Source organism: Streptomyces sp. NPDC004609 (genome assembly GCF_042873655.1).
GTDB lineage: Bacteria > Actinomycetota > Actinomycetes > Streptomycetales > Streptomycetaceae > Streptomyces.
On the sequence record NZ_JBIALS010000006.1, the window covers coordinates 241,465 to 265,776 of the forward strand.

Consider the following 24,312-nt stretch of genomic DNA (forward strand, 5'->3'; position numbering starts at 1 on the left):
CGGGCGGCGGGTGCGGCGCCGCACCCGGGGCGGCGGGTGCCCGGCTCCGGGCGGGCGGCCCGCACGGGCGGGGGCGCGGCGCTCACAGCCCGTACTCCTTCCAGCGGCGGTCCACCAGTGCGGACGTGTCCGGGTCCGACTCGACCATGTCCGGCCAGCCGCCGTCACGGGTGTAGCCCTCCCCGGGCCACTTCGCCGTCGCGTCGATGCCCGCCTTGCCACCCCAGAACTGCTGGTAGGACGCGTGGTCGAGATGGTCGACCGGGCCCTCGGTCAGGGTCAGGTCGCGGGCGTAGTCGGTATTGCCGAGCGCACGCCAGGCGACCTCGTGCAGATCGTGGACGTCACAGTCGGAGTCGACCACGACGATCAGCTTCGTCAGGGACATCATGTGCGCGCCCCAGATCGCCGACATCACCTTCTGCGCGTGCTTCGGGTACTTCTTGTCGATCGAGACGATGGCGCAGTTGTGGAAGCCGCCCGACTCGGGCAGGTGGTAGTCCACGATGTCCGGCACGATGATCTTCAGCAGCGGCAGGAAGAACCGCTCCGTCGCCCGGCCCAGCGGCCCGTCCTCCGTCGGCGGGCGGCCGACGACGATGGACTGGAGCAGCGGCCGCTTCCGCATCGTCACACAGTCGATCGTCAGCGCCGGGAACGGCTCCTGCGGGGTGTAGAAGCCGGTGTGGTCGCCGAACGGGCCCTCCGGGAGCATGTTCCCCGGCTCCAGCCAGCCCTCCAGCACGACCTCCGCCTGCGCGGGCACCTGGAGCGGGACCGTCTTGCAGTCGACCATCTCGATCCGCCTGCCCTGGACGAAACCGGCGAACAGATACTCGTCGATGTCGCCGGGCAGCGGCGCGGTGGACGCGTACGTCACCGACGGCGGAGCGCCGAACGCGATCGCGACCGGCAGCCGCTCACCGCGCTTCGCCGCCACCTGGTAGTGGTTGCGGCTGTCCTTGTGGATCTGCCAGTGCATGCCGATGGTGTTCCGGTCGTGCCGCTGGAGCCGGTACAGGCCGAGGTTCCGCACCCCCGTCTCCGGGTGCTTGGTGTGCGTCAGCCCCAGATTGAAGAAGGAGCCGCCGTCCTTGGGCCAGGTGAACAGCGCGGGCAACCGGTCCAGATCGACGTCGTCGCCGCGCAGGACGACCTCCTGCACCGGCGCGTCCTTCACCTTCTTCGGCGGTACGTGGACCATCGAGCCGAGCTTGCCGAACGCCTCGCGCACCCCGACGAAGCCGTGCGGCAGCTCCGGCTTCAGCAGCCCGCCGATCTTGTCGCTGATCTCTTCGTAGGACTTCAGCCCGAGCGCCTTGAGGAGCCGGCGGTCCGTGCCGAACACGTTCATCGCCAGGGGCATGGACGAGCCGCGCACGTTCTCGAAGAGCAGCGCGGGCCCGCCCGCCTTGTTCACCCGGTCGACGATCTCCCCGACCTCCAGATGCGGGTCGACCTCGGCCTTGACGCGCTTGAGGTCTCCCTCGCGTTCCAGGGCCCTGAGCAGGGAACGAAGATCGTCGTATGCCATGCGCCCCAGTATCGGCTACCGGTTACCCTGGCGGCGTCACCGGGGGGCGTCCGCGCCCCCCGCCGTCTCGCCCTGGGGGACCGTAAGACCATGCTCAGGTATCTACCCTTCCTGCTGGTCCTGGCACTGTGGATCTACGCCTTCATCGATGTCCTGAACACCCCGGAGAACGAGGTCAGGCATCTGCCGAAGGTCGTGTGGGTCATCATCGTGCTGCTCTTCGGCGAGGTGCTGATCGGCCCGATCGCGTGGTTCGCCGCGGGCCGGCCCCGCAAGGCCGTGGCGGGCGGACCGGCCGAGGGCCGGAGCGGCAGCGGATGGGTCGCCCCCGACGACAACCCCGACTTCCTGAAGTCCCTCAAGGAGGAGAACAAGAAGGACGAGTCCCTCCTCAAGGACTGGGAGGCCGACCTGCGCCGCCGCGAGGACGAGCTGAAGCGGCGCGAGAGCGGCGACGAGGAGAAGTAGAGACGGTGGAGCTCCGGCTGCTGGTCACCTTCGAGAAGGTCGCCTCCGTGCTCAGTTTCACGAAGGCCGCGGCGGAGCTGAAGTACGCGCAGTCCAGCGTGACCGCCCAGATCCGCTCGCTGGAGCGCTCGGTCGGCACGGAGCTGTTCGACCGGCTCGGCAGCCGGATCAGGCTCACCGAGGCGGGTGAGCGGCTGCTGCCGTACGCCCGCCGGATCATCGACCTCCACGAAGAGGCACGGGCCGCCGTCGCCGAGGCGGACGAGCCCGCGGGCACGATCGACATCGGCACGATGGAGTCGCTGACCTCCTACCGGCTGCCCGCCCTGCTGGAACTGTTCCACCACCGCTATCCGCGCGTACGGCTCTCGCTGCGCCCCACCCTCGGCGACGAGACCCGCCGGGCCCTGCGCCAGGGCACGTACGACATCGGGTTTCTGATGGAGCCCGAGCGCAGCCACCCGGGGCTGCGGTCCGAGGTGCTCACGCCCGAGCCGCTGGTGCTGGTGAGCGCGCCCCGGCATCCGCTGGCGGCCGCGGGGCCGGGGCCGCTGACGACCGCCGCGCTGTCGGGTGTCCAGCTCGTGGGGACCGAACCGGGCTGCCCGTACCGCGATCTGTTCGAGCGGGAGCTGCTGGAGGTGACCGGCGCTCCCCCGCCGTTCACGGAGTTCGGCACGCTGGAGGCGACCAAGCGGGGGGTCGCCGCGGGGCTCGGCGTCTCCCTCCTGCCGAAGATGGCCGTCCGGGAGGAGCTGGCGTCCGGGGCGCTGGTGGAGCTGCCCTGGGAGCCTCCGTTCCGGCTGTACACCCAGGTGGCGTGGCGGGAGGGGAAGCGGCTGCCCCGGCACGTACGGCTGTTCATCGACGAGACGATGAGGCTGGTGCGGGAGCAGAGCCTCCGGGACGCCCGTCCGGACCCCGGCCCTCCGACTCCGCGGGAGTCTCCTCGGCCGCGTCCCCGGCCGGCTCCTTAGCGGGCCTCCTCGACCGGCTCCTCAACCGACTCAGCCAGCTCCTCAACGGGCTTCTCGGCCGGGGCCGGGCTCGCCGGGCGCGGTGCCCCGCCCCGGGTGACCTTCAGGCCGGCCGCGACGATCAGCGGCAGCCCGAGCGCCTGGACGACCCCGATGTGATGCCCGTACACCGCCCAGTCCGCGACCATCGCGACGGCCGGATAGGTGAACACCAGCACCGCGATCTTCGCGGTCGGCAGCTTCTGGTACGACGCGTACATCAGCACGTACATCAGCCCGGTGTGGATAAACCCAAGCCCCACCAGCCACACCCACCCCGCGCCGAGCCCCCTGGTCCCGGCGAGGTCGGTGAACGGCAGCAGGAGCGGGATGCCGACCAGCACCTGAACGAGGGCGATCAGGTGGGGCCTTACGCCGGTGACCCTCTTGGTGATCAGGGTGGACGCGGCGTAGAACAGCGCGGCGAGCAGCGCGAGCCCGATGCCCGCCGGGGACCCCGCGTCCCCCGGCCGCACCCCGGATACCAGCACCAGCCCGGCGAAGGCGGCGGCGAGCCACCCCAGCTGCGATCCGGTCAGCCGCTCCCGCAGCACCACCGCCCCCAGCAGGACCAGGAAGAAGGGCTGGGTGTGGTAGACGACCGTCGCGAGGGAAATGGAGCTGGACTCGTACGCCTCGAACAGGAAGACCCAGTTGAAGACGATGAACACACCGCCGAGCGCCGCGAGGACGAGCTTGGCGGGGGTGAGGCCGTGGTCCTTGAAGTAGCCGCGCGCCGCCGCGTATCCGGCGAGGGCGATCGCGCCGAAGACGCAGCGGAAGAACACGACGTTGGACGGACTCGCGGTCGATTCGACGACGAAGACCCCCAGCGTCCCGGAGAGGACCATGGCGAGCGTGAGCTGGACGGTTCCCGTGCGTTCGGCGGTCATGCCCCGACGGTAGGAGCGGCCCGGAGCGCGCGGCGAGGAGCCGCTGGGGCGTCCTGCCGATGGGCCCATCGGTGGCGCCGATGGGTGGCGCCGATGGGTGGCGCCGATGGGTGGCGCCGATGGGTGGCGCCGACCGGCTGTGTGAGGGAGGACGTGCCTTCAGAACAGTGGGTGACCGGGCGACACCACCTGCCGGAACGGTTCCCACGAATCGCCCAGTACCACGCTCGGCCATGACCGTCATGCACCGTTCCCTGCTTGCACCGTTCAATGAACGACGTGGCGGACGTGCGCAAGGCCGTTCAGCCGGGCCGGAAGCCGCCGTTCGGATCATCTGAAGCAGACCTTCAGGTGATTGCCGGACGCCTCATGACCCAGGTAGCCATCTCCGGGGTACGACGTCTCAGGAGAAGACGAACCCACCATCCCCGTGAGGAGCTCGGCGATGTACGCAGCAGTCCGGCGGTACGAAGGAGTGAGGGATCCGGCCGCGGTGGGACGCCTCGTGAACGAGGACTTCGTGCCGCTCATGCGCCAGGTCTCCGGCTTCGTGGCCTACTACTGGGTCAATGCCGGGGACGGGGTGATGATCTCGACCAGCGTCTTCCAGGACCGGGCCGGTGCCGACGAATCGGTCTCGAAGGCGGCCGACTTCGTGCGGGACAACCTCGCGTCACTGCTCCCCAACCCTCCCCAGGTCACGGCCGGGGAGGTCCTGGCATCCGCGTGACGGCCTGAGCCCCGGCCCGGTCGCGACGGGGGCGCAGCCGGACCGGCCGCACGGCGCCGATGGGGCGCGGGACGCGGTCGGGTGGGGCGACCGGTCATGGTCCGGAGGTCCGGCTGCCTCTGAGAGTGCCGACGAACCGCGCCGATGCCATGGGAGATCCCTGCACAGCGACCGGGCATTTCTGCACGCGGGCCGTACAAACCCGCCTGGCCGCCCGACGACGGCTCCGGCACGCTCATCACGGCCTTCCATCCACTCATGGTCCGGCTGCGGGCCGCCATGAGTCACGGGGTGAACAGGTGCAGCCCCGCGCACCGGTCCACGCACCGGCCTTCCGGCCGTGGCGGGCTGCCGTACGCCCTCTGTTCAGCGCCTTGTCGGCGTTCGTAAAATCGTTCCCCGCCGCGGGGCCGGGCGGCATAGGAACGGGGGGCGCATGCGGGCTGATGGCATCCTGTGGGACGCGAACACTTCATCCAGCGGCCGGTTCTGGCGTCGCTGGCTGAAGAACGGCGTTGTCACAGCCTGCTGGGCCGGTTTCGCCCTGCTGGTCACCTCCCCGGCCGCCGGCACCGGCGGCTCCTTGTTCCGGGTCGTCCTCGGCCTGACGGCGATCCTCTTCGTGATCTGGGCCATCGTGTTCGTACGCGACTACAGAGCGCTGATCCACGTGCAGATCGTCGGTGGCGAGGACAAGCGGCAGCTACGGATGACGACGGTCACGGGCCGCGTCCTCACCTTCGCGGCGGAGGACGTGACGAGGGTCGACCTGGTCTTCACTTCCTGGGCGCCGGATCCGGATTCGATCGACATCGGTGGTGGCTCGGTCCGTATGAAGCTTCAGCTCCGTCGCGGCAACGCGCGCCGTCGCCGTCGTGGCCGGTGGGGCGGCTACGACCGTGACGAGGGAGACCACATCACCGCGGCGTGGAAGCGCGCCTGCCCCGCCGCCACCGTGACGGACAGCTACCGAACGAGGCCGATGGGGACCGGCTGACGAGCGGATACGGGTCGGCCTCTGTGACCGGCACGGTTTCGCGGACGGGTGGAGGCACCGGTGCCGGCCGCGCCTGCCCGGAGACGTCGTGGACGGGAATGTACGTTCGTGCGAGGCTGCCGCGCATGTCTCAGAAGATCGATATGAACGACTGGGAGCGCCGCAGCGCCCGGGCATGGGCCGACATCGACGGGTATGACGCGCGAGGTGAGGCGGGCGAGGCCGACTTCCGCGCACGGATCGGCGAGCTCGCCGACGAATTGCCGCAGGAGAACCCGATCGCTCCCTTCGAGCGCGCCTGTGCCTGGGACTCCACCGGGCACTCCGACAAGGCCGTTCCGCTCTACCAGGAGGCGCTGGAGCGCGGCCTGGCGGGCATGCGGCGGCGGCGCGCGGTCATCCAGATGTCCAGCTCGCTGCGGAACATCGGCCGGGTGCAGGAGTCGGTGGCCCTCCTCACGGCGGAGGCCGAGAATCACGACCCGGACGCCGCGGTGCTCGCTGACGCTGTCTCCGCCACTCTGGCCCTGTGCCTGGTCGACGTCGGCCGGGAGCGCGAGGCGGTCTCGATCGCCGTGCGCGCCCTGGCCCCGCACCTGCCGCGCTACCAGCGCTCGATGGCGAACTACGCGCGGCTGCTGGTGGAACCGGAACCGGCAGATGAGTGACGCTACGGGCTCGTCGGCGCGCGTGACATGAGGCGCCGGAGCCCAGGGACCGGTGGTGACGCCGGATCCGGGCTCCCTCGCGACTGCGACCCTTGCGTGAAAACCGACGAGCTGCTGAAGGAATCGCCCTCCGGCCCGGTTGGGCTCACGTACCTTCAGCCAGACCATGCGCAGCGCACCGATGTGAAAGGTCCAGTCGAGAGTGGGCCGGGCGGCGAGAGCTGCTCGGACCCGGTCAGCCCGGGGCGATACGGCTGAGGTGCTCCCAGGACCGGTACAGATCCGCTTGAGCCTGGTCCATCTCCAAGACGTGATCGAAGGACTGGCTGCCGACGATCAGCCGTCGGGGCGGCTCCGGCAGTGCGGCCAGCTCCATGATGACCGGGGCGGCGGTGCCCGGCTCGGGGGCGACGGCGTCGCCCCACATCGCCTCCATCTCGGTGCGCAGGGGCTGATACTGCGGCAGGGGGTCGGTGTTCGTGGTGCCGGCGGTGAACAGGCCGGTGTTGTAGCCGCCCATCTGCACGATGGTGACCTTGATGCCGAACCCTTCGGCCTCCATCGCCAGTGCCTCGCTGACCGAGTCCAGCGCGGCCTTGCCCGCACAGTAGAAGCCGACGGTGGCCATGCCGCCGCCGCTGCCCATGGAGGTGACCTGGAGGAGCCGTCCCCCGCCCTGGGCGCGCAGGTGAGGAAGGACCGCCTGAGCCACCCACACGGCGCCGAAGAAGTTCACATCCATATGCGCCCGGATCTGCTCCTCCGTGGATTCCTCCACCATGCCGTAGAGCATTCCGCCGGCGTTGTTGACGACGACGTCCAGCCTGCCGAACGCGGCTGCCGCCCGCTCCACCCCGTCGAACACGGCCCGGCGGTCGGTGACATCCAACGGAAGCGGGACAAGGTGGTCCGGGTACTTCTCGGTCAGTCCCTCCAGGGGCTCGACATTGCGGGCGACAGCCACTACGCGGTCGCCGCCCGCCAAGGCGGCTTCGGCGAAAGCCCTGCCCAGGCCGCGGGATGCGCCAGTGATGAGCCAGACTCTTGCGTCCGCCATGATGCCTCACCCTCAGTAAACGAAACGGTTCGTATCGATTCGTTATGAGTCTAGGACATCACTCCCGGCTTATCAATACGGATCGTCCCGTTTCTATTGATGGCTAGACTGAACGCATGTCCAACGAGAAGGGGCCGGACCACTCCCGGCGTAAGGAACGGTCCCGGCAGGCAATCCTCGCGGCCGCCCGCGCCCTGGTCGCAGAGGAGGCTTACGAGAAGGTCACGGTCGAAGCCATCGCCGCCCGTGCTGGCGTCGGCAAGCAGACGATCTACCGGCGGTGGCCGTCGAAGAGCGCAGTCGTCTTCGCCGCCGTTCTGGCTCTGAGTGAGGATGCGGACGGGCAGTCGATCGCACTGCCCGACACGGGCGACCTTGAGGCCGACCTCAAGCTCGTCATGCGGGCCACGGTGGAGGAGTTCGCCGACCCGGCCTTCGACAGGCTGATCCGGGCCCTCAACACCGAGATCTCCAACGATGCCGCACTGGCGGCCGAGTACCGTGAGAAGTTGGCCGAGCCACTGGAAGAGGCGAAGAGGGCGCGCTTGCGCAGCGCCCAGGAGGCCGGCCAGCTCGACGCCGACGCCGACCTCGACCTGACCCTCGAAGTGCTCTACTCCCCCCTCTTCCAGCGGTGGCTGCACCGCAGCGGACCGCTGACCGCCGCATACGCCGACTCACTCGTCGACGCGACCCTGAGAGCTTTCGGCCCCTGAACAGGAGCGGGTCCCACGTCGCTCGGGGAGGTCAGAACCACCGTCCTGACGAGCCCGGACAGAAGGCGTGAGCGGAGGGTGCACGGGCAGTTCATGGACGGCCTGGAGCAGAGCGGCGGCCTCGGTGCCGGGCACCCGGGGAGACGTCACGCCCTCGTACAGGCCCTAGACGGGCAGGGTCCAGCTCGGTCCGTCGGGTGTGCGGATCCAGACCCTTTCGGCGTCCGGCGTGATCGTCATACCGAACTCGGACAGGTGCGGTGCGCCTTGGTTCTGCCAGACGGCGATGGCCTCCTCGACGGCGCTCCACAGTTCGAGCGGGCCGCGCTGTGTCACGGTCCATCCACCGCTCCCGTCCGGCCGGGTCCGTGCCTGCGAGCCGGTGGCTACGTCGAGCAGGATCTGTTCGGCTCCGACGCCGAGCCGTTCGGCCGAGGGGGCGGCGAGCTGGGCGACGAACCTGCCGGACCATTCATCCAGCAGCGCGGGGTCGATCCGGCTCGGTCGTTCCGCGCCGGGCAGCAGCTCAACGGGGCCATGGGGCGGCCGGTCGTGGGGCCGGGCCATCATGAACGAGGTGTACCCGGGCAGGAAGCGACCGGACGCCCCGCCCCCGCCGTCGGCGGTGAGGAGTACGAGGCCGTGCCCGAACCCCCATCCTGCGATCGTGACGAGCAGGGTTCCCCCTTCTTTTGCCTGCCGCAGCAGGCCGTAGGGGATGTGCCGCACCGAGCAGAAAGCGATCACGATGTCGTACGGCGCCTCCTCCGGCCGACCGCTCAGCCCGTCACCCGTGATGAGTGCCGGGGTGTACCCGGCCTCGGCAAGGGCTTTACGGGCACGCTCCGCGGCGGCGGGATCGGTTTCGATCGCGGTCGTGTTCTCCTGCCCCGCCACTTCACAGACGTACGCGCTCGACAGGCCCGTACCCGCGCCGATGATCAGCACCCTTTTCCCTCGGGTGACGCCGGCCTGCTCGATCATCCACAGGATGACTCCCGGGAGGGTCGAGGACGACGTCGGGGTGCCGCCGGTTACCGGTCCCGTCGCGTTCTCGGCGAGAACGCCGTCGATCTGCGTGACCCATGTCGTGTTCTCGTAGCTGAGACGCAGCCAGTCCTCGGCCGAGAGATCAGCGCGGCGCGTGGGAGTCCAGACGGTGGTGCCCGGCGGCGGGCTGGGCCGGTAGATCGCCGGGCCGAGGAAGATCTCGCGGGGAACGGTCTCTCCGGCGCGGCGAACCTCGGGATCGTGCAGCAGGTCGTCGGCGACGAGCAGTTCGACGAGCCGTCGGCGCAGGGCTTCGGCGATGTCGGTGGTCATGTGGTGCTGCCCTTCAGGAGGGTGTCCGCGAGCGCGCTCGCGATGGCCTGAGTTGTCGGGTCGTCAACGAATGCCCACTGGCCGTTCGGATTGCACTCCAGGAACCACCATCGTCCGTCGCCGTCGAGAGCGAAGTCGAAAGCGCCGAAGAGCAGCCCGAATGCGTGAAGGTAGGACTGGACCGCGTCACGGATGGTCCGGGGAACGGGGATGGGCGAGCAGGTGATCAGCCCCTGGTCGTAACGCCAGTCCACGTGGTCGCCGTCGGTGTCGATCCGGCTCGCGAACATGCGGTTGCCGACTGCGGCAAGGCGGATGTCGGCGGTTTTCGGTACGCAGACCTGGAACAGGTGCGGGCACAGAGCGACGGAGTCGTCGATCTCGTCCGCCTGAACGAGGCTGGTCCAGATGGTTCGGTTCCGTCCGTCCTCGCCCCTCAGATGCACCCCGCGCACGGGCTTGTAGATCACCCTCCCTTGGTCGGCGACGAACTTCCGGGCGTCTTCGGGAACGTTCGTGATCAGTGTCTCGGGCACCGCCAGGCCGAGACGGGCCGCGGTGGTGAGCTGCGCGGGCTTGTGATCGGCGGCGCGGTTCCTCAAGGGGTCGTTGACGTGCAGGGCACCGGGCAGAGCGGTCAGTATCCCCGTGTAGCCGACCCGGGACTGTTCGACGGCGAACCGCTGTCCGGGCGTCTCAGCCTGGCGGGGGTCTGCGTAGGGGGTGGGACGCCGCCAGTAGACGGACCGCACTGCCGAGAGATCGAGGTGCCTGGTCGCCGTGGTCAGCTCGCCGGTGAGTCCGGCTCCCCCGATACGTGCGCTGACGCGCGCGGGACCGGGGAAATCGGCAGCCGGATCGAGCCGTACGGCTGGGACACCCCGGCCGTACAGCTCGTTCAGCACCAGATCCGCCGTCACGTCACCGAGCGAGGTGATAACAAGAACCGGTGGTGAGTCGGTCATGTCAGTCCGGTACGTGGTCTTCCAAGGAGTCCGTGTCCGCCGGTGCCGGCGGCTGAGAACCACCGCCGTCCGCACCGGTCGCGGTCTGGGACGCGGTCGCCTTGTTGGTACCGTGCTTGCCGCCCTCTCCCATCTCGACGCGCTGCCCGCTCACGTCGAAGTACCGCGCCGTCTGTGTCTCCGGGTCGATCTCGACCCGGGTGTACGGCAGCTGAACACTCGTCGGGTACGGCGCTAAGCGCTTCGTCCCCCATGGCTGCACCGCAATGCCCATGCGATCTCCTGGGTGATCTCGTGGATTCCTTGGTGGTGCGTTCCGTGCCCCGCCAGCTGCGAGCCGCCATGAGGAACGAGGCGAGTCGGCGCAGGAGCGCCCCGTGCCGAAGGGGTTCCGGGTGGGGCGCTCGTGTCCCGCCGAGGGGTCAGGCGCGGGTGGCGTACGAAAGGAAGCTGGTCCAGGTGGCAGGTGCGAGGGCGAGCTGGGGGCCCTGGTGCACCTTGGAGTCGCGGACGTGGACGGTGGTGGGGCAGGCAGCAACCTCGACGCAGTCGCCGCCAGAGGTACCGCTGTGGCTGGACTTGTGCCAGGACATGGCCACTTCGACACAGGAATCGCCGTCAGCGCTGCTGTAGCTGGACTTGCGCCAGGACAACGCCACCTCCACGCAGGAATCGCCGGAGGCACTGCTGTAGCTGGACTTGCGCCAGGACAACGCCACTTCGACACAGGAATCGCCGGAACCACCGCTGTAACTGCTCTTGAACCAAATCAGATCTGTGGTGCTCATCTGGGCTCCTCACATCCGCCGGAACGGGGTCATGCGGCCGTCCAGCGTAGAGACAGAGCGCCCGCCCCGATAGCGCGCCGGGAGCAGAACGGCCGAAGCCGGAGGGCCCACCGGGCGAGCGCCGGTGGGCCCCGAGTGCGATCAGCTCCGGGCGTACGAAAGGAAGCTGGTCCAGGCTTCAGGTGCGAGGGCGAGCTGGGGGCCCTGGTGCACCTTGGAGTCGCGGACGTGGATGGTGGTGGGGCAGGTGGCGACCTCGACGCAGTCGTCTCCGGAGGCGCCGCTGTGGCTGGACTTGTGCCAGGACATGGCCACTTCTACGCAGTCATCTCCGGAGCCACTGCTGTAGCTGGACTTGTGCCAGGACAGCGCCACTTCCACGCAGTCGCCGTCACCGCCACTGCTGTAGCTGCTCTTGAACCAGGACAGTGCTGAGGTGTTCATTGCGCTCCTCGCATCCGCTGCAACAGACCCACGGAGTCTTCCAGGGTAAGGGCCTGTGAGCGCATCCTGGCATACCGCATGTGAAGCGTGCTGACCACCTTCGAGTCAGAGATGAACTGGCCGCTCTCCTGTCCCTCGCAGTAGCCGAGCCACTTGTTCTGAGGAGTCTCCAGCAACCTCATCGGGCCGTGCAGACCTGCATGGTTCTCCCGCAGCAGCGGCATGATCTGAAGCTCGACGTTACGTAGCTCTGCAATCTCCAGCAGATGTTCGATGAGCCCCCGGGTGACCTCGGGTCCGCCCATACCCCGCAGTAGGAGCTGCTCCTCCAGGATGAAGCTGTACGCCGTGTTCGGCCGCTCCCGCAGCAGCCGCTGCCTCTCCGCCCGTGCCGCCCACTGTGCTTCGATCTTCTCGTCGCCCAGCAGCGGTAATTGGTTCACAAACACCGTGCGCGCGTACGGTTCGGTCTGAACCAGGCCCGGAACCAACCGGCATTCGTACGTGTAGAGGCTGATCGCCTCCTCCTCCAGCTTCGCCCACTGCCGGAACCAGCTCGCCAGCCCCGGCCGCCGCGACAGATGCTTCGCCGCGCCCCTGATCGCCCCGAACGCGTCCAGCACGTCCTCCGCCCGGTCCACGAAGTCCGGTGGCGGGAAGCGGCGGCCCTGTTCGATGGAGGCGACGGTGGGGACCGAGTACCGGACCTTCGGGGCGAACTGCTCCTGTGTCAGACGCGCCCGTTTGCGGAATGCCTTGACGACTTCACCGAACGCCTTGAGGCTGTCCGACGTCTCGGGTTCACCCCCCGTGGGGCAGGGGCCCGCACCGCCGGTCCCACCCGTACCGTCCGTACCGTCCGTCATGCCAGGACACCTCCCGCACACGTACCTCGTCGCACCAACCCACAGATCATCACGGTCGGTTACCCCTACCGTCCACACTTCGGACCCGTACGCAGACTCAGCGTACGGGTCGCTGAGCTGGTGAACAGCCGGAATTCCGCACCACATTGGGCCCATGACGCAACGCCCGCCTCAGCAAGCCCCGGTTACCGTACGTGTGTTCACGCAGCAGTTCAGCTCCAGCCCGCTCGGCGCCCACCTCGCCCGGCACATCACCCTGCGCCGGCTCCAGGACTGGGACCTGCCGTACGACACCGATGTCATCCACACCGCCGCCCTGCTCGTCGCCGAACTGACCGCGAACGCCGTCACGCACGGCCGGGTGTCGGGGCGGGACTTCGAACTGCGGCTCAGCCTCGCCCCGGACAAACTCGTCATCGAGGTGTCGGACGCCCGGGGCGAGCGGCGGCCCCCTGGCCCCGGTGAGCTGACCGCCCCGCCGTCCGGTTCCACCGACGGGCGGGGGCTGATCCTGGTGGAGGCGCTGGCCGACCGGTGGGCGGTGCTCGACCGCGTGCCGGCCGGGAAGACCGTACGCGCCGAACTGGACCTGCCCCACTGACGCGCCCGGAGCTGAACGACGTATGCCTGAGCTTCTCTGCCCGGCCGCCCGGAAGTGACCGGATGACGTCCGAGAGCCTGACCGCCGATGTCCCGCCGACCGGTACCGAGACCTGCTGTCACTGCGGGCGCACCACCACCGCGCCCGTGGAGGTCCGCCGTATCGAGGCGGCCGATGTCCCCGGCGTCACCCTGTACGCCTGTCCGGATGACGCCGTCCTGCTGCACCCCGGCCCGATCCCGGGAGAGTGCGGGCCGGGCCGGTGAGCCTCCCAGGGGACGGCTACCGCGTCCCTGGGCCGGTTACGCGTACGAGTGCAGCCCCTGCACGAAGATGTTCACTCCGTAGTAGTTGAACAGCCAGCACACGAACGCCACCAGCGCCAGCACCGCCGCCTTGCGGCCCTTCCAGCCCGCCGTCGCGCGCGCGTGCAGATAGCAGGCGTAGGCGACCCAGGTGATGAAGGACCAGACCTCCTTGGGGTCCCAGCCCCAGTAGCGGCCCCACGCGTCGCCCGCCCAGATCGCGCCGGCGATGATCGTGAAGGTCCACAGGGGGAAGACCGCCGCGTTGACGCGGTAGGCGAACTTGTCGAGGGAGGCCGCCGCCGGGAGACGTTCGAGGACGGAGGTGGCGAAGGCGCTCGGCTTGCCGCCGCGCGCGAGCTTCGCCTCGTAGAAGTCGCGGAAGAGATACAGGACCGTGCCGACCGCGCCGAGGTAGAACACCGCACCGCAGATGATCGCGGTGGAGACATGGATGACCAGCCAGTACGAGTCCAGCGCGGGAACGAGCTGGTCGCTCTCGGTGTAGAGGACGGTCGTGGCGAGGCCGAGGTCGGCCAGTACGGTCCCGACGAGCGGCAGGCCCAGCCAGCGGACGTTCTTCTTCGCGAGCAGGAAGCCGAGGTACGCGCCCACCACCACCATGGAGAACGTGGTGGAGAACTCGTACATGTTGCCCCACGGCACCCGCTGCACGGACAACGCGCGGGTGAGAACACCGCCCACGTGGACGAGGAACGCGAGCACCGTCAGGGAGATGGCGATCCGGCCGTACAGATCGCCCTTGACGGTGCCGCCCGCCGCTCCCGGGCCGTCCGGGACATCGCGGACACCGGGGCCGGAGCGGGTGACGATCTCGGGCTTGTCGAGGACGGCCGTGCCGCCGCCCTGCTTGCCGCGGACCTGGATCCGGGGCGCGGCGGCGGGCGCGGCTTCGGAGCCGGTCAGCGCCGCGGCCGTACGGCCGACCTTGCTGCGGCTGCCGAAGATCCATTCGGCGATGTGCGCGAAGAAGGCCAGCGTGTAGACGGCCATCGCCGAGTAGATCAGCACATTGCTGATCTCGGCGAGATTCTCATTGGTGGCGGCGGCGAGATTCACTTCTCAGCCCCTTCGGCAGAACCTGCGGACACTTCGGAATCCGGTTCGGCGACCGGCGGGGGCGCGCTGGGCGCCTCGGCGTGGAGCGTGATGGCGAGATCGGACAGTTCCTCGGGCAGCCTGGCCGACTCACTGCGGCCGAGCCCGGCCATCTCGACGACGGTCACCCCGTCGTCACCGGTGACGGCGCGCACCCAGACCCGCCGCCGCTGGATGAACAGCGAACCGGCGAGCCCCGCGATCGCGGCGATCGCGCCCGTCAGCGCCCAGCCGTTGCCGGGCTGCTCGGAGATCTGGAAACTCGCCCACTCCTTGACCTCCTTCTCGAAGGTGATGGAGCCCGCGCCGTCCGGGAGCTCCATCTTCTCGCCGGGCAGCAGCCGCGCCTTGAGGATGTCGCCGTTCTTGTCCTTGAACTGCTTCAGCCCGCGGGTGTCGAGCTGGTACACGTTCTGCGGCAGCCCGGAGTCGAGGCCGAGATCGCCGTGGTAGGCGTTGAGCGCGAGTACGGGGAAGTCCAGGCCGGGGAACTGCGAGAACATGTCACCGTTGCCCTCTCCGCCGAAAGTGGGGACGAAAAACGCCTGGAAGCCGAGCTGGGACTTCTTGCCGTTCTTGTCGCGGTAGCCGTCCGTCACCTTGATCGCGCCCGTGGAGGTGACGTTGTTGTCCAGGGGCAGCAGCGGTACGGCGACCTTGTCGTAGACGATCTTGCCCCTGCCGTCCCGGACGGTGACGACGGGCGCGTATCCGTGCGCCAGCAGATAGACCTTGCTGCCGTCGACGACGAGGGGCTTGTTCACCTCGATGACGGACTTGTTCTCCTTGCCGCCGGGCTTGGACCAGGTCACGGCCGCCTCGAAGGTGCGGGGGGTGCCGCGCTGCGGTCCGCTCCTCTCATAGGTGCCGGTGAAACTGTCCAGGTTGAAGCTGAAGGGGTCGAGGTCCTCGGTGCTGTAGAGGGAGCCCGACCTGAAGTCGTCGTACTGGGTGAGGGTGTTGGAGAATCCGCCGCCCTCGACGATCAGCTTGCCGCCCTCGGACTTGAAGAGCTGGCCCGCGGCGAACGCCAGCAGCATCACGATCAGCGAGATATGGAAGATCAGGTTCCCTGCCTCGCGGAGGTAGCCCTTCTCGCCCGCGACGGCGGTGCCGACGGTGTGGGCGCGGAAGCGCCGCCGCTTGAGGAGGGTGAGCGCGGCCTCGCGTACCCGCTCGGGATCGGCGTCCGTACGCCAGGTCGTGTACGCGGGCATCCGGGTCAGCCGGCCCGGGGCGCCGGGCGGACGGCTGCGGAGCTGGCCGACGAACTGCCAGGAGCGCGGGACGATACAGCCGATCAGGGAGACGAAGAGCAGGATGTAGATCGCGGAGAACCACACCGAGCTGTAGACGTCGAAGAGCTGGAGCTTCTCGTAGATCGGGGTGAGGCCCGGGTTGCTCTCCTGCCAGGCCTGGACCTTGAGGTCGTCGACGCTGCGCTGCGGGATCAGGGAGCCGGGGATCGCGCCGAGCGAGAGCAGGAAGAGCAGGATCAGCGCGATCCGCATCGAGGTGAGCTGGCGCCAGAACCAGCGGGCCCAGCCGATGGGGCCGAGCGTGGGTCCGCCGGTGACGGATTCCTCGCGGGGGGCGGTGGACAGCTGCGCTCCGGCGGCCAGGTCCCGGCGCTCGGCGGCGGCGGCCTCGTCGCGGCGCTCCTCGGCGCCCTTCTCCGCCGCTGCCTCTGTCTTGCTCATCGGAGTCAGACCCCTACCGTGAAGTCGGCGGACCAGTTCTGGATGTACTGCATCATGGTGTCCCAGACGCCGGTCAGCAGCAGGAGCCCGGTGACGATCATCATGATGCCGCCGATGCGCATCACCCAGGCGTAGTGGCGCTTGACCCAGCCGAACGTTCCGAGCGCCTTGCGGAAGGCCACGGCGGCGAGGACGAACGGCAGTCCGAGGCCGAGGCAGTACGCGACGGTCAGCAGGGCTCCGCGGCCCGCGCTGCCCTGGTCGGCGGCGAGGATCTGCACGGCGGCGAGCGTCGGGCCGATGCACGGCGTCCAGCCGACCCCGAAGAGCACCCCCAGCACGGGCGCGCCCAGCAGCCCGGTGACCGGCCGCTTGTGGATACGGAACTCACGCTGGCTGAGCCAGGGCATCAGCCCCATGAAGAAGGCGCCCATCAGCAGCATCAGCACACCGAGGATCCTGGTGAGCAGTTCCTTCTGGCTCTGGAGCTCCGCGCCGAAGTAGCCGAAGAGCGCGCCTCCGGAGACGAAGACGGCGGAGAAGCCGATCACGAAGAGGGAGGCGCCGAGGATCATCCGGCCGCGCTTGGCCTCGGCCAGATCGGTGCCGCTGACCCCGGTGACGTACGAGAGATAGCCGGGAACGAGCGGCAGGACGCAGGGGGAGAAGAAGGAGACGAGACCGCCGAGCACGGCGATCGGCAGGGCGAGGGCGAGGGCCCCGCTGAACACGGTCTCGTTCATGCCCACCGCGGCGAGGGAGACCGCCGGCTCTACGTTCCGCACGGGATCACTTCTCCGCGATCAACGGGTCGATCATCTTGCGGAGTTGCTTCTCGTTGAGCGCCATCAGCGCCCGGGCCGCGATCTTGCCGTCCCGGTCGAGGACGACGGTGGAGGGAATGGCCTGCAGGCTGAGCGTTCCCTTGGGGAAGCCTTCGACGATCAGCTCGCCTTTGGGGTCGTACAGGCTCGGGAATTCGATCCCGTAGTCCTTCTCGAAGGCGATCGCGAGGCCCTTGGAGTCGTCACGGGTGTTGAGCCCGATGAACTCCACGCCCTTCGGCTTCAGATCCTTCGCGACCTTGACGAGGTGGGGGGCCTCCGCCCGGCAGGGCGCGCACCAGGAGCCCCAGGCGTTCAGGACGACGACCTTGCCCTTGTAGTCGGCGACGTCGAGCGGCTTCCCTTCGAGGGTCTCACCGGCGATCTTGTTGGTGGCCTTGCGGTCCGCCTTGGCGACGGTGGAGATGCCGCCGGAGTCGGTGACGAAGTTGGTGTTGCTGCCGCCGCCGGAGACCCCTCCGTCCGTACAGGCGGAGAGGGTGAGCGCGCCGGCCGCGAACAGGGCGGTCGTCAGGGCAGCGCGGGGGGCACGGCTGAGGCTCATGTGAAAAGTTTCGCATGGCCGATTCCGCGATCTTCCCCGCCCCCCTCACTGCCCTCGGGGCCCCTGGCGTCCCTTGTCAAGCGGCCTTGAGGAAAGCGTTCCAGCCACCCGGGGGCGCCTGGCCCACGCCCAGGGTGCGGAGCCCGGCGAGGACCTGGGGCCGCTGGACGTCGAGCCAGTCGCAGAGCTGCCGGAAGGAGACCAGCCGTACGTCCTTCTTCCCCGCCATGCCCTCGACCGCCTCCTCGACGGCGTCCATGTAGATGCCGCCGTTCCACTGCTCGAAGTGGTTGCCGATGAACAGGGGCGCGCGATTGCCCTCGTACGCGCGGAGGAAGCCCGCGAGATACGCCTTCGTGGCCTGCTTCCGCCAGCCCGGCCGTTTCGCGGGAACGCCCTTGGTGGAGTTGCCGGACTGGTTCACCATGAAGTTGTAGTCCATCGACAGCACCTCGAAGGACCGGCCGGGGAACGGAAGCGACTGGAGCGGCAGGTCCCACAGGCCCTGGCGCTTGCCGGGCCACTCCTGACGGCCGCCGGGCGAGCTGGAGTCGTAGCGCCAGCCGAGTTTCCGGGCGGTCGGCAGCAGCTTCCGCTGCCCGAGCAGACAGGGGGTGCGGGCGCCGACGAGTTCCCTGGTGTAGTCGAACGGCAGCGGGTCGATATCGGTCCAGCCGCTGTTCGTACGCCATTGGGTGACGAATCCCACGGCCTGCTCGATCTCGTTCTCCCAGTCGGCGGGCGTCCAGTTCCCGACCGAGCCGGAGCCGCCGCAGAAATGCCCGTTGAAGTGCGTGCCTATCTCATGGCCTTCGAGCCATGCCTGGCGCAGATACTTCAGGGTCTCCTTGATATGGGCATCGGTGAGATAGCCGATGTCGGACGCACCGACCCGGTTGTTCGGCGGCCTGTAGAGATTCTTCTTCGACTCCGGGAGCAGATAGATCCCGGAGAGGAAGAAGGTCATCGCCGCGTCATGGTCTTTCGCGACCTTCAGAAAGCGCGGGAAGAGGCCGTTGCCGACTTCTCCCGCACCGTCCCAGGAGAAGACCACGAACTGCGGCGGCGCCTGGCCGGGTTCCAGGGGTACGGGCGCGGGCGGCTGGTCCGGCTGCTTCCCGGTGTCCGACGTGGAGCCGTCGCCGATGAGCCGGACGTTTCCCCCGGTCGGCGACGGGGTGGCTCCGGCCCCTGGTTCCGCCTTGTCCCCGGCCCTGGTGACGCTCCGGCCGCCGTCGCTTCCGTCGAGCATGCCGCACCCGGCGGCGCCCATCACGGCGGCGGCCCCGAGTCCGGCTCCGAGCAGACCCCTTCGACTGATGTCGCCCATCCTGTTCCCATCCCCACTCTCTCCCCCGAGGAGAGCCCCCTGTGCCGACTCCGTCCGGCTACGGATAGAGAGGACACAGGGGGCGCACAGGTTCCGAAAACGATCTATGAATGTTCTACCTACTGGCAGAAGGTCCCACAACCGGAGGAAAACAGGGGCCACTCGGCCGAAAGGGCTGCCCCCGGAGCAATATCCGGAACGGGCAGCCCTGTTGGGGAGAAAGGGACGGGTGAGACTAAGCGCCGAATGCTTTCGCCTTCCCCTTCACCGGCTTCGCACCGGCCAGAAGATGCGCCGGAACAAGATCACGGGCCGGTTCCGAGTAACCCACGGAAACGATCTTGTCGCCCTCGTAGGTGAAGCTGGTCAGCGATGCCAGCGTGCACTGACGGCGGCGCGGATCGTGCCACAGCCGCCGCCTTTCGACAAAGCTCCGCACAATCCAGATCGGTAGCTGATGGCTGACGCAGACGGCCTCGTGCCCCCGGGCCGCGTCCCGTGCCGCGTCCAGGGCGCCCATCATCCGTACGACCTGCTCGATGTACGGCTCGCCCCAGGAGGGGCGGAACGGATTGGTCAGATGCCGCCAGTTGGCCGGCTTGCGCAGCGCTCCGTCGCCCACGCCGAACGTCTTGCCCTCGAAGACATTGCCCGCCTCGATCAGCCGCTCGTCCATGGCGATGTCCAGACCGTGGCTCTTGGCGACGGGTGCCGCGGTCTCCTGCGCCCGCTCCAGCGGGGAGGAGACGACATGGGTGATGTCACGGGTCGCGAGGTGCTCCGCGACCCGGTCGGCCATCCGGCGGCCCAGCTCGGAGAGGTGGTAGCCCGAGCGCCGGCCGTAGAGCACACCGTCCGGGTTGTGGACCTCACCGTGGCGCAGCAGATGGACGACGGTCCTGTCACCGGCGGCGCTCATGCCGTGGCCTCCGCGGCGGCACGGGCCGCGCCGGGCAGCGCGGCGGCGATCCGCTCGACGGCCTCGGCGTCATGGGCCGTGGAGACGAACCAGGACTCGAAGGCGGAAGGCGGCAGATAGACGCCTCCGGCCAGCATGGCGTGGAAGAAGGCGTTGAAGCGGAACGCCTCCTGGCGCTTGGCGTCCGCGTAGTTCTCGACGGCGTCCCCGGTGAAGAAGACGGAGAACATGTTGCTCGCCGTCTGGAGCCGGTGCGTCACGCCCTCCTTGGTGAGCGCCTCCGTCACCAGGCCCTGGATCTCGGCGGAGACCGCGTCGACCTTCGCGTACGCCGCCTCGTCCAGCAGCCGCAGCTGCGCGAGGCCCGCGGCGGTCGCGATCGGGTTGCCGGAGAGGGTGCCCGCCTGGTAGACGGGACCGGCCGGGGCGAGATGGCCCATCACATCCCGGCGTCCGCCGAACGCGGCGGCCGGGAACCCGCCGCCCATGACCTTGCCGAAGGTCATCAGATCCGGCTCGACGCCGTCGACGCCGTACCAGCCGGCCCTGCTCGTCCGGAAGCCGGTCATCACCTCGTCCGAGATGTACAGCGCGCCCTGCTCCCGGCACAGGTCCCTCAGACCCTGGTTGAAGCCGGGCAGCGGCGGCACGACCCCCATGTTGCCCGGGGACGCCTCGGTGATCACACAGGCGATCTCCCCCGGGTGGGCCGCGAACGCCTGACGCACGGCTTCGAGGTCGTTGTACGGCAGCACGACCGTTTCCCCGGCCTGCGCACCGGTCACCCCGGGGGTGTCCGGCAGCCCGAAGGTCGCGACGCCCGAGCCGGCGGCGGCCAGCAGCGCGTCCACATGGCCGTGGTAGCAGCCCGCGAACTTCACCACCTTGGCCCGGCCGGTGAACCCGCGGGCGAGCCGGATCGCCGACATCGTCGCTTCCGTGCCGCTGGACACCAGCCGCACCTGCTCGACGGGGGCGATCCGCGCCACGATCTCCTCGGCGAGCGCGACCTCGCCCTCACCGGGGGTACCGAAGGAGGTGCCCCGGGCCACGGCCGCGTGCACCGCCTCCAGCACCGCCGGATGGGAGTGTCCGAGAATCATCGGTCCCCACGAGCAGACGAGATCGACGTACGAGCGTCCGTCCGCGTCGGTGAGGTACGGGCCGGTGCCGGACACCATGAACCGGGGCGTGCCGCCCACGGCCCGGAAGGCCCGCACGGGGGAGTTGACGCCGCCGGGCGTCACGACGGACGCGCGGTCGAACAGCGCCTGCGAAACTGGGGCTTCGTATGAATACGCCACTTTGGTCCTGATCTGCGATTCGGAGTCTGGGCGGCCGGGGCGATGGATCTCGGCCAGGATGAGCAGGGAGCGGGATCTCCTCGTATTACGAAACGGCGTCAGCCTCCTCGCATCTGCGAAACTGGGGCCACACAGGGAAGACTCATGGAATCCATGGTGTCAGAGGCTTGCGGTGTTCCTCACGGACAGGTGTTTCACCGGTCGCCCGTGGGGGAGGTCACTGACACGATGATCGGGTTGCGCGGCGGGGGCTGCGAGTGGTCGGGTGGAGATATGTATCGCGGTGGCGGACTGGGCGAGGGGACCGACGACCTGGGTCCTGAGCCCGCCGGGCGGGGAAAGCACCGGCGAAGCGACGCGGACGCGCATGCGCACGCGGACGCGATGGCAGGCAGGAGCGGCCGGGTGGGGGTGACCTACAAGTACTTCGGCGCGCCCGATGGAGCCACCGCCGCGAGAGTGCCCATCTCGATGCGCCCGGAGGAACTGGGCGGGGACGAACTGGGCATGGGCGGCCTGTTCACCAAGATCAAGCCCGAGACGATAGCCGCGATGGTGCTCACGGGCATACAAGGCATGCCCCTGAACAAGGTGCCGCCCCTCGAACTGGTGGTCCTCCACCCCGACTACGCGGTGGTCAAGCTCCCCCTGACGGTGGTCGACCCCCTCCGCGGCGTCGGCGAGGAATCCGTCGGCGCGGCGGCCTTCATCTGGTCGACCGTCCCGGACCGGGGCGGGCCACGGGACGCGTTCAACGTGTACCAGCTGCTCCACGAGTGGCAGGACTTCAGCCACCGGCTGCACGAGGCGGGGCATCAGCCCTACTGCCTTGTGTGGCCGTGACCCGGCGTTTCCCGTGGACGGGGCGGGGTCCTCGGACCCCGTGTTCGCCCTGTGACGAGGGGGCCGTCAGCCGCCGGGCACATCGGTACCGCCGGGTGCACGGATGTGCCCCGGATGTCGTCGCCGTCCTCCGACGCCCCGGCCTCGGACGCCTCGCACCTGCGCTCGCCGAGACCGAAGCCTCGGCCCGCGATCTGCGGCAGGTCTCCGTACGTCCGCGGCGCGCGAGCCCGGCCGGGTCCGAACGGGAGGACCTCGCGCGGTGACCGGAAACGTTCACCGGCCTGCGACGCCCGGCACGTCACCTCTCCCCCGTAGCCCTGCGGGCACGGGTGGCGCCCCCTGCGTTGTCGGACCGCGCGAGTACGGCGCGTACGAGCCGCGGACCTCCGCCTCGCGCCGCACCGCACCGGACGCCGCAGGCTCAGGAGTACGGCGCGTACGAGCCGCGGACCTCCGCCTCGCGCCGCACCGGACGCCGCAGGCTCACCGGCACACCTCTCCGGTCACCGCACTAGTGGGACCGCCAGGACGGGTCGCGGCCCGTGAGGGCGAGGACACGGTCGAAGGCGCTCGCGTCGTCGCCGACCGCGACCGGCTGGCCGAACACCCCGTTCTCCCGCGCCATCGGCGCCATCGCGGTCAGCGCGGGGGCGAGTTCCCCGATGACCGCCGGGTCCGGGGTGAAGTCCTGGCCCGTCGCCCGTGCCAGATCCCACGCGTGGACGGTCAGATCGCCGAGGACCATGAAGCCGACGGTACGCGCGGGCAGCCCCAGCTCTCCGGTGGTGCCCTCCTCCGCTCCGGGGGCCGCCCACGCCTCGGCCAGCGCCGCGGTCTCCCGGGCGAACCGGTCGCGCCAGCCGGCCGGGTCCTCGTCGACGAAGCGGGGCACCGCCCCGAAGTCGGCGGACTTCCGCTCCGCCAGCGCCTGGAAGTTGATCACGACCTGGAGCAGATGGTCGGCGAGGGCCCTGACGTCGTACTCCGCACACGGCGTGGGGTCGCCGAGCCGTTCGTCGGAGATGCCGCGTAGGACCGGTACGGCCTGTTCCGCCGCTGCTCCGAGCAGTTCACCCATGGTTTTCGTCATGACCCGACCGTAAGCGGGACCGCCTTCCCCGCGTCTTGAAGAAACGCGACATAGGATCATCCGCATGGGTCGCCCTCGCCATGACGTCCGGGGCATCGTCGGAGCCCGCGAGCTGCTGGCCCTCGTACACTTCCGCCGCCGTGAGCCCGCCCCCGCGCTCCGTCCGTATCTTGAGCACTACTGGCTCATCGACTGGGACCTGCCGGAGCCGTACACGTCCCATGTCGTACCGCACCCCTCGGTGCACATCGTCTTCCAGCGGCACGGCCGCGAACGCCCGTGGGGCGAGATCGCCGGTATCGCGCCCGGGCTGTTCGCCCAGCGGCTGGAGGGCGGGGGGCGGGTCTGCGGGGCGAAGTTCCGGCCGGGGGGCTTCCGGCCGTTCGCGCCGGGGACCTCGGTGTCCGACTGGACGGGCCACCGGGTACGGCTCCCGGACGCCCGGCTCGGCCCGGGCGGGGGCGGGAGTCCTGGCAGGGGCACGAGCACAGGCGGGGGCACGAGTACGGGCGGGGACGGGACCGCGGGCGCGGCCACGAGCGCGGCTCCCGGAGCCACCGCAGTCACCGCGGCCGCCGGAGCCGCGCGGGTGGACGCGGACGCGATCGTCTCCCCCGACTCCGAGGACCTCCGCGTCGCCGCCCTCGACGCCTATCTCCTGCGGCTCGCGCCCCGGCCCGACCCGCAGGCCCTGCGTGCGATGGAGCTGGTCGAGCGGGTGCACGGCGACCGGTCGATCCGGCGGGTCGCGGATCTGGCGGACGCCGAGGGGATGTCCGTACGGTCGCTCTAGCGGCTTTTCGCCGCGTATGTCGGGGTGGGCCCGAAGTGGGTGATCCTGCGCCACCGCATCCACGACGCGCTGGAGCGGGCCGAGCGGGAGCCCGGGGAGAAGCGCGGGGGCGGTGCGCCGGACTGGGCGGCGCTCGCCGCGGAACTCGGCTACAGCGACCAGGCTCATCTCGTACGGGACTTCACGGCGACCGTGGGTGTTCCGCCGGCCGCGTACACCACCCGCAACGCCTGACCCACGGGGCAGCCGGACCGCGCCTCCGCCGCACAGGAGCGTGCGGCGGCGACACCGACCGCGCCCGTCCCCGCTCGGCGGCGTACCGCGGAACCTCCGGCGGCCCGTCGAACGCCGTGCGGTGAGACCCGGGGCGCCACCCGTCCGGTGACGGCGGCCCCAGGGTGGGATTTATCTGCGTGACACAGATTCTGCGTTATGCCTAGTATCTCGTTCC

Annotated in this window: 26 protein-coding genes and 1 pseudogene; 10 read left to right on the forward strand and 17 right to left on the reverse strand. The window is 69.5% G+C overall.

Features of this window, described 5'->3' with window-relative positions:
• Nucleotides 1-82: 82 nt before the first annotated feature.
• Nucleotides 83-1,534, reverse strand: a complete 1,452-nt coding sequence (locus tag ACFYT4_RS08705; RefSeq protein ID WP_389266643.1) for a menaquinone biosynthesis decarboxylase — start codon at nucleotides 1,532-1,534, stop codon at nucleotides 83-85.
• Between the two features lie 90 nt (nucleotides 1,535-1,624).
• Between ACFYT4_RS08705 and ACFYT4_RS08710 the strand changes: the two genes are divergently transcribed.
• Both ACFYT4_RS08710 and ACFYT4_RS08715 read left to right on the forward strand, forming a co-directional pair.
• Nucleotides 1,625-2,002 (forward strand): PLD nuclease N-terminal domain-containing protein, encoded by a 378-nt coding sequence (locus ACFYT4_RS08710; RefSeq protein ID WP_389266645.1) that lies wholly within the window; start codon nucleotides 1,625-1,627, stop codon nucleotides 2,000-2,002.
• A gap of 5 nt (nucleotides 2,003-2,007) precedes the next feature.
• Nucleotides 2,008-2,979 carry a LysR family transcriptional regulator gene (locus ACFYT4_RS08715; protein WP_389266647.1) on the forward strand — a complete coding sequence of 324 codons (972 nt, stop codon included), beginning with the start codon at nucleotides 2,008-2,010 and terminating at the stop codon, nucleotides 2,977-2,979.
• Here the strand turns inward: ACFYT4_RS08715 and ACFYT4_RS08720 are convergent.
• Complete coding sequence (locus tag ACFYT4_RS08720) at nucleotides 2,976-3,911, reverse strand: DMT family transporter (protein WP_389266649.1); 936 nt, start codon at nucleotides 3,909-3,911, stop codon at nucleotides 2,976-2,978. The two genes, ACFYT4_RS08715 and ACFYT4_RS08720, sit on opposite strands and share 4 nt — an antisense overlap.
• 445 nt (nucleotides 3,912-4,356) lie before the next feature.
• Here ACFYT4_RS08720 and ACFYT4_RS08725 point away from each other — a divergent pair, with 445 nt between their 5' ends.
• The 3 genes from ACFYT4_RS08725 (at nucleotide 4,357) to ACFYT4_RS08735 (ending at nucleotide 6,306) form a co-directional block, all read left to right on the forward strand.
• A complete protein-coding gene (locus ACFYT4_RS08725; RefSeq protein ID WP_389266651.1) occupies nucleotides 4,357-4,641 on the forward strand; it encodes a hypothetical protein in 285 nt (94 codons plus the stop codon).
• A 436-nt stretch (nucleotides 4,642-5,077) separates the two neighbouring features.
• The gene (locus ACFYT4_RS08730; protein WP_389266653.1) at nucleotides 5,078-5,638 is read left to right on the forward strand and encodes a hypothetical protein; all 561 of its coding nucleotides are present in this window, start codon (nucleotides 5,078-5,080) and stop codon (nucleotides 5,636-5,638) included.
• 125 nt (nucleotides 5,639-5,763) lie between these two features.
• A complete protein-coding gene (locus ACFYT4_RS08735; protein ID WP_389266655.1) occupies nucleotides 5,764-6,306 on the forward strand; it encodes a tetratricopeptide repeat protein in 543 nt (180 codons plus the stop codon).
• A gap of 235 nt (nucleotides 6,307-6,541) precedes the next feature.
• Here ACFYT4_RS08735 and ACFYT4_RS08740 read toward each other — a convergent pair whose 3' ends face one another.
• Nucleotides 6,542-7,363 carry an SDR family NAD(P)-dependent oxidoreductase gene (locus ACFYT4_RS08740; RefSeq protein WP_389266657.1) on the reverse strand — a complete coding sequence of 274 codons (822 nt, stop codon included), beginning with the start codon at nucleotides 7,361-7,363 and terminating at the stop codon, nucleotides 6,542-6,544.
• 116 nt (nucleotides 7,364-7,479) lie between these two features.
• On the opposite strand from ACFYT4_RS08740, the gene ACFYT4_RS08745 reads away from it, so the two are divergent.
• Nucleotides 7,480-8,079: a TetR/AcrR family transcriptional regulator gene (locus tag ACFYT4_RS08745; RefSeq protein WP_389266659.1), complete on the forward strand. Its 600-nt coding sequence runs from the start codon at nucleotides 7,480-7,482 to the stop codon at nucleotides 8,077-8,079.
• A gap of 165 nt (nucleotides 8,080-8,244) precedes the next feature.
• On the opposite strand, the gene tgmC is transcribed toward ACFYT4_RS08745, so the two are convergent.
• The 6 genes from tgmC to ACFYT4_RS08775 all read right to left on the reverse strand — a co-directional run bounded on the left by tgmC (nucleotide 8,245) and on the right by ACFYT4_RS08775 (nucleotide 12,465).
• Nucleotides 8,245-9,402, reverse strand: a complete 1,158-nt coding sequence (gene tgmC / locus ACFYT4_RS08750; protein WP_389266661.1) for an ATP-grasp peptide maturase system methyltransferase — start codon at nucleotides 9,400-9,402, stop codon at nucleotides 8,245-8,247.
• Nucleotides 9,399-10,367, reverse strand: a complete 969-nt coding sequence (gene tgmB, locus ACFYT4_RS08755) for an ATP-grasp ribosomal peptide maturase (protein WP_389266663.1) — start codon at nucleotides 10,365-10,367, stop codon at nucleotides 9,399-9,401. Before tgmB ends, tgmC begins: the two co-directional genes overlap by 4 nt.
• Before the next feature lies 1 nt (nucleotide 10,368).
• Nucleotides 10,369-10,641 (reverse strand): putative ATP-grasp-modified RiPP, encoded by a 273-nt coding sequence (tgmA, locus tag ACFYT4_RS08760; RefSeq protein ID WP_389266665.1) that lies wholly within the window; start codon nucleotides 10,639-10,641, stop codon nucleotides 10,369-10,371.
• Between the two features lie 148 nt (nucleotides 10,642-10,789).
• Nucleotides 10,790-11,155 (reverse strand): DUF397 domain-containing protein, encoded by a 366-nt coding sequence (locus tag ACFYT4_RS08765; RefSeq protein ID WP_389266667.1) that lies wholly within the window; start codon nucleotides 11,153-11,155, stop codon nucleotides 10,790-10,792.
• A 141-nt stretch (nucleotides 11,156-11,296) separates the two neighbouring features.
• Nucleotides 11,297-11,599: a DUF397 domain-containing protein gene (locus ACFYT4_RS08770; RefSeq protein WP_389266669.1), complete on the reverse strand. Its 303-nt coding sequence runs from the start codon at nucleotides 11,597-11,599 to the stop codon at nucleotides 11,297-11,299.
• Complete coding sequence (locus ACFYT4_RS08775) at nucleotides 11,596-12,465, reverse strand: Scr1 family TA system antitoxin-like transcriptional regulator (RefSeq protein ID WP_389266671.1); 870 nt, start codon at nucleotides 12,463-12,465, stop codon at nucleotides 11,596-11,598. Before ACFYT4_RS08775 ends, ACFYT4_RS08770 begins: the two co-directional genes overlap by 4 nt.
• A gap of 154 nt (nucleotides 12,466-12,619) precedes the next feature.
• Between ACFYT4_RS08775 and ACFYT4_RS08780 the strand changes: the two genes are divergently transcribed.
• Together ACFYT4_RS08780 and ACFYT4_RS08785 are read left to right on the forward strand one after the other, a co-directional pair.
• A complete protein-coding gene (locus tag ACFYT4_RS08780; RefSeq protein ID WP_389266673.1) occupies nucleotides 12,620-13,066 on the forward strand; it encodes an ATP-binding protein in 447 nt (148 codons plus the stop codon).
• Between the two features lie 62 nt (nucleotides 13,067-13,128).
• On the forward strand, nucleotides 13,129-13,332 hold the full coding sequence (locus ACFYT4_RS08785; protein ID WP_389266675.1) for a hypothetical protein: 204 nt from the start codon (nucleotides 13,129-13,131) through the stop codon (nucleotides 13,330-13,332).
• A 36-nt stretch (nucleotides 13,333-13,368) separates the two neighbouring features.
• Here ACFYT4_RS08785 and ccsB read toward each other — a convergent pair whose 3' ends face one another.
• The 7 genes from ccsB to hemL all read right to left on the reverse strand — a co-directional run bounded on the left by ccsB (nucleotide 13,369) and on the right by hemL (nucleotide 21,132).
• The gene (ccsB, locus tag ACFYT4_RS08790) at nucleotides 13,369-14,451 is read right to left on the reverse strand and encodes a c-type cytochrome biogenesis protein CcsB (protein ID WP_389266677.1); all 1,083 of its coding nucleotides are present in this window, start codon (nucleotides 14,449-14,451) and stop codon (nucleotides 13,369-13,371) included.
• Nucleotides 14,448-16,190, reverse strand: a complete 1,743-nt coding sequence (locus ACFYT4_RS08795) for a cytochrome c biogenesis protein ResB (protein ID WP_389266679.1) — start codon at nucleotides 16,188-16,190, stop codon at nucleotides 14,448-14,450. Before ACFYT4_RS08795 ends, ccsB begins: the two co-directional genes overlap by 4 nt.
• A 5-nt stretch (nucleotides 16,191-16,195) precedes the next feature.
• The gene (locus ACFYT4_RS08800) at nucleotides 16,196-16,933 is read right to left on the reverse strand and encodes a cytochrome c biogenesis CcdA family protein (protein WP_389266794.1); all 738 of its coding nucleotides are present in this window, start codon (nucleotides 16,931-16,933) and stop codon (nucleotides 16,196-16,198) included.
• Nucleotides 16,934-16,979: 46 nt separating this feature from the next.
• The gene (locus ACFYT4_RS08805; RefSeq protein WP_389266681.1) at nucleotides 16,980-17,579 is read right to left on the reverse strand and encodes a TlpA family protein disulfide reductase; all 600 of its coding nucleotides are present in this window, start codon (nucleotides 17,577-17,579) and stop codon (nucleotides 16,980-16,982) included.
• Nucleotides 17,580-17,655: 76 nt separating this feature from the next.
• Nucleotides 17,656-18,909, reverse strand: a complete 1,254-nt coding sequence (locus ACFYT4_RS08810) for a hypothetical protein (RefSeq protein WP_389266683.1) — start codon at nucleotides 18,907-18,909, stop codon at nucleotides 17,656-17,658.
• Between the two features lie 235 nt (nucleotides 18,910-19,144).
• Nucleotides 19,145-19,828 (reverse strand): histidine phosphatase family protein, encoded by a 684-nt coding sequence (locus ACFYT4_RS08815; protein ID WP_389266685.1) that lies wholly within the window; start codon nucleotides 19,826-19,828, stop codon nucleotides 19,145-19,147.
• Nucleotides 19,825-21,132, reverse strand: coding sequence for a glutamate-1-semialdehyde 2,1-aminomutase (gene hemL, locus ACFYT4_RS08820; protein WP_389266687.1), 1,308 nt, complete (start codon nucleotides 21,130-21,132; stop codon nucleotides 19,825-19,827). The genes ACFYT4_RS08815 and hemL overlap by 4 nt, the downstream gene beginning before the upstream one ends.
• Nucleotides 21,133-21,405: 273 nt before the next feature.
• Here hemL and ACFYT4_RS08825 point away from each other — a divergent pair, with 273 nt between their 5' ends.
• Nucleotides 21,406-21,975: a hypothetical protein gene (locus ACFYT4_RS08825; protein WP_389266795.1), complete on the forward strand. Its 570-nt coding sequence runs from the start codon at nucleotides 21,406-21,408 to the stop codon at nucleotides 21,973-21,975.
• A gap of 514 nt (nucleotides 21,976-22,489) precedes the next feature.
• Here ACFYT4_RS08825 and ACFYT4_RS08830 read toward each other — a convergent pair.
• The gene (locus tag ACFYT4_RS08830; protein WP_389266688.1) at nucleotides 22,490-23,068 is read right to left on the reverse strand and encodes a TIGR03086 family metal-binding protein; all 579 of its coding nucleotides are present in this window, start codon (nucleotides 23,066-23,068) and stop codon (nucleotides 22,490-22,492) included.
• A gap of 64 nt (nucleotides 23,069-23,132) precedes the next feature.
• Here ACFYT4_RS08830 and ACFYT4_RS08835 point away from each other — a divergent pair.
• Nucleotides 23,133-24,095, forward strand: a pseudogene (locus ACFYT4_RS08835) (DUF6597 domain-containing transcriptional factor).
• Nucleotides 24,096-24,312 lie beyond the last annotated feature (217 nt).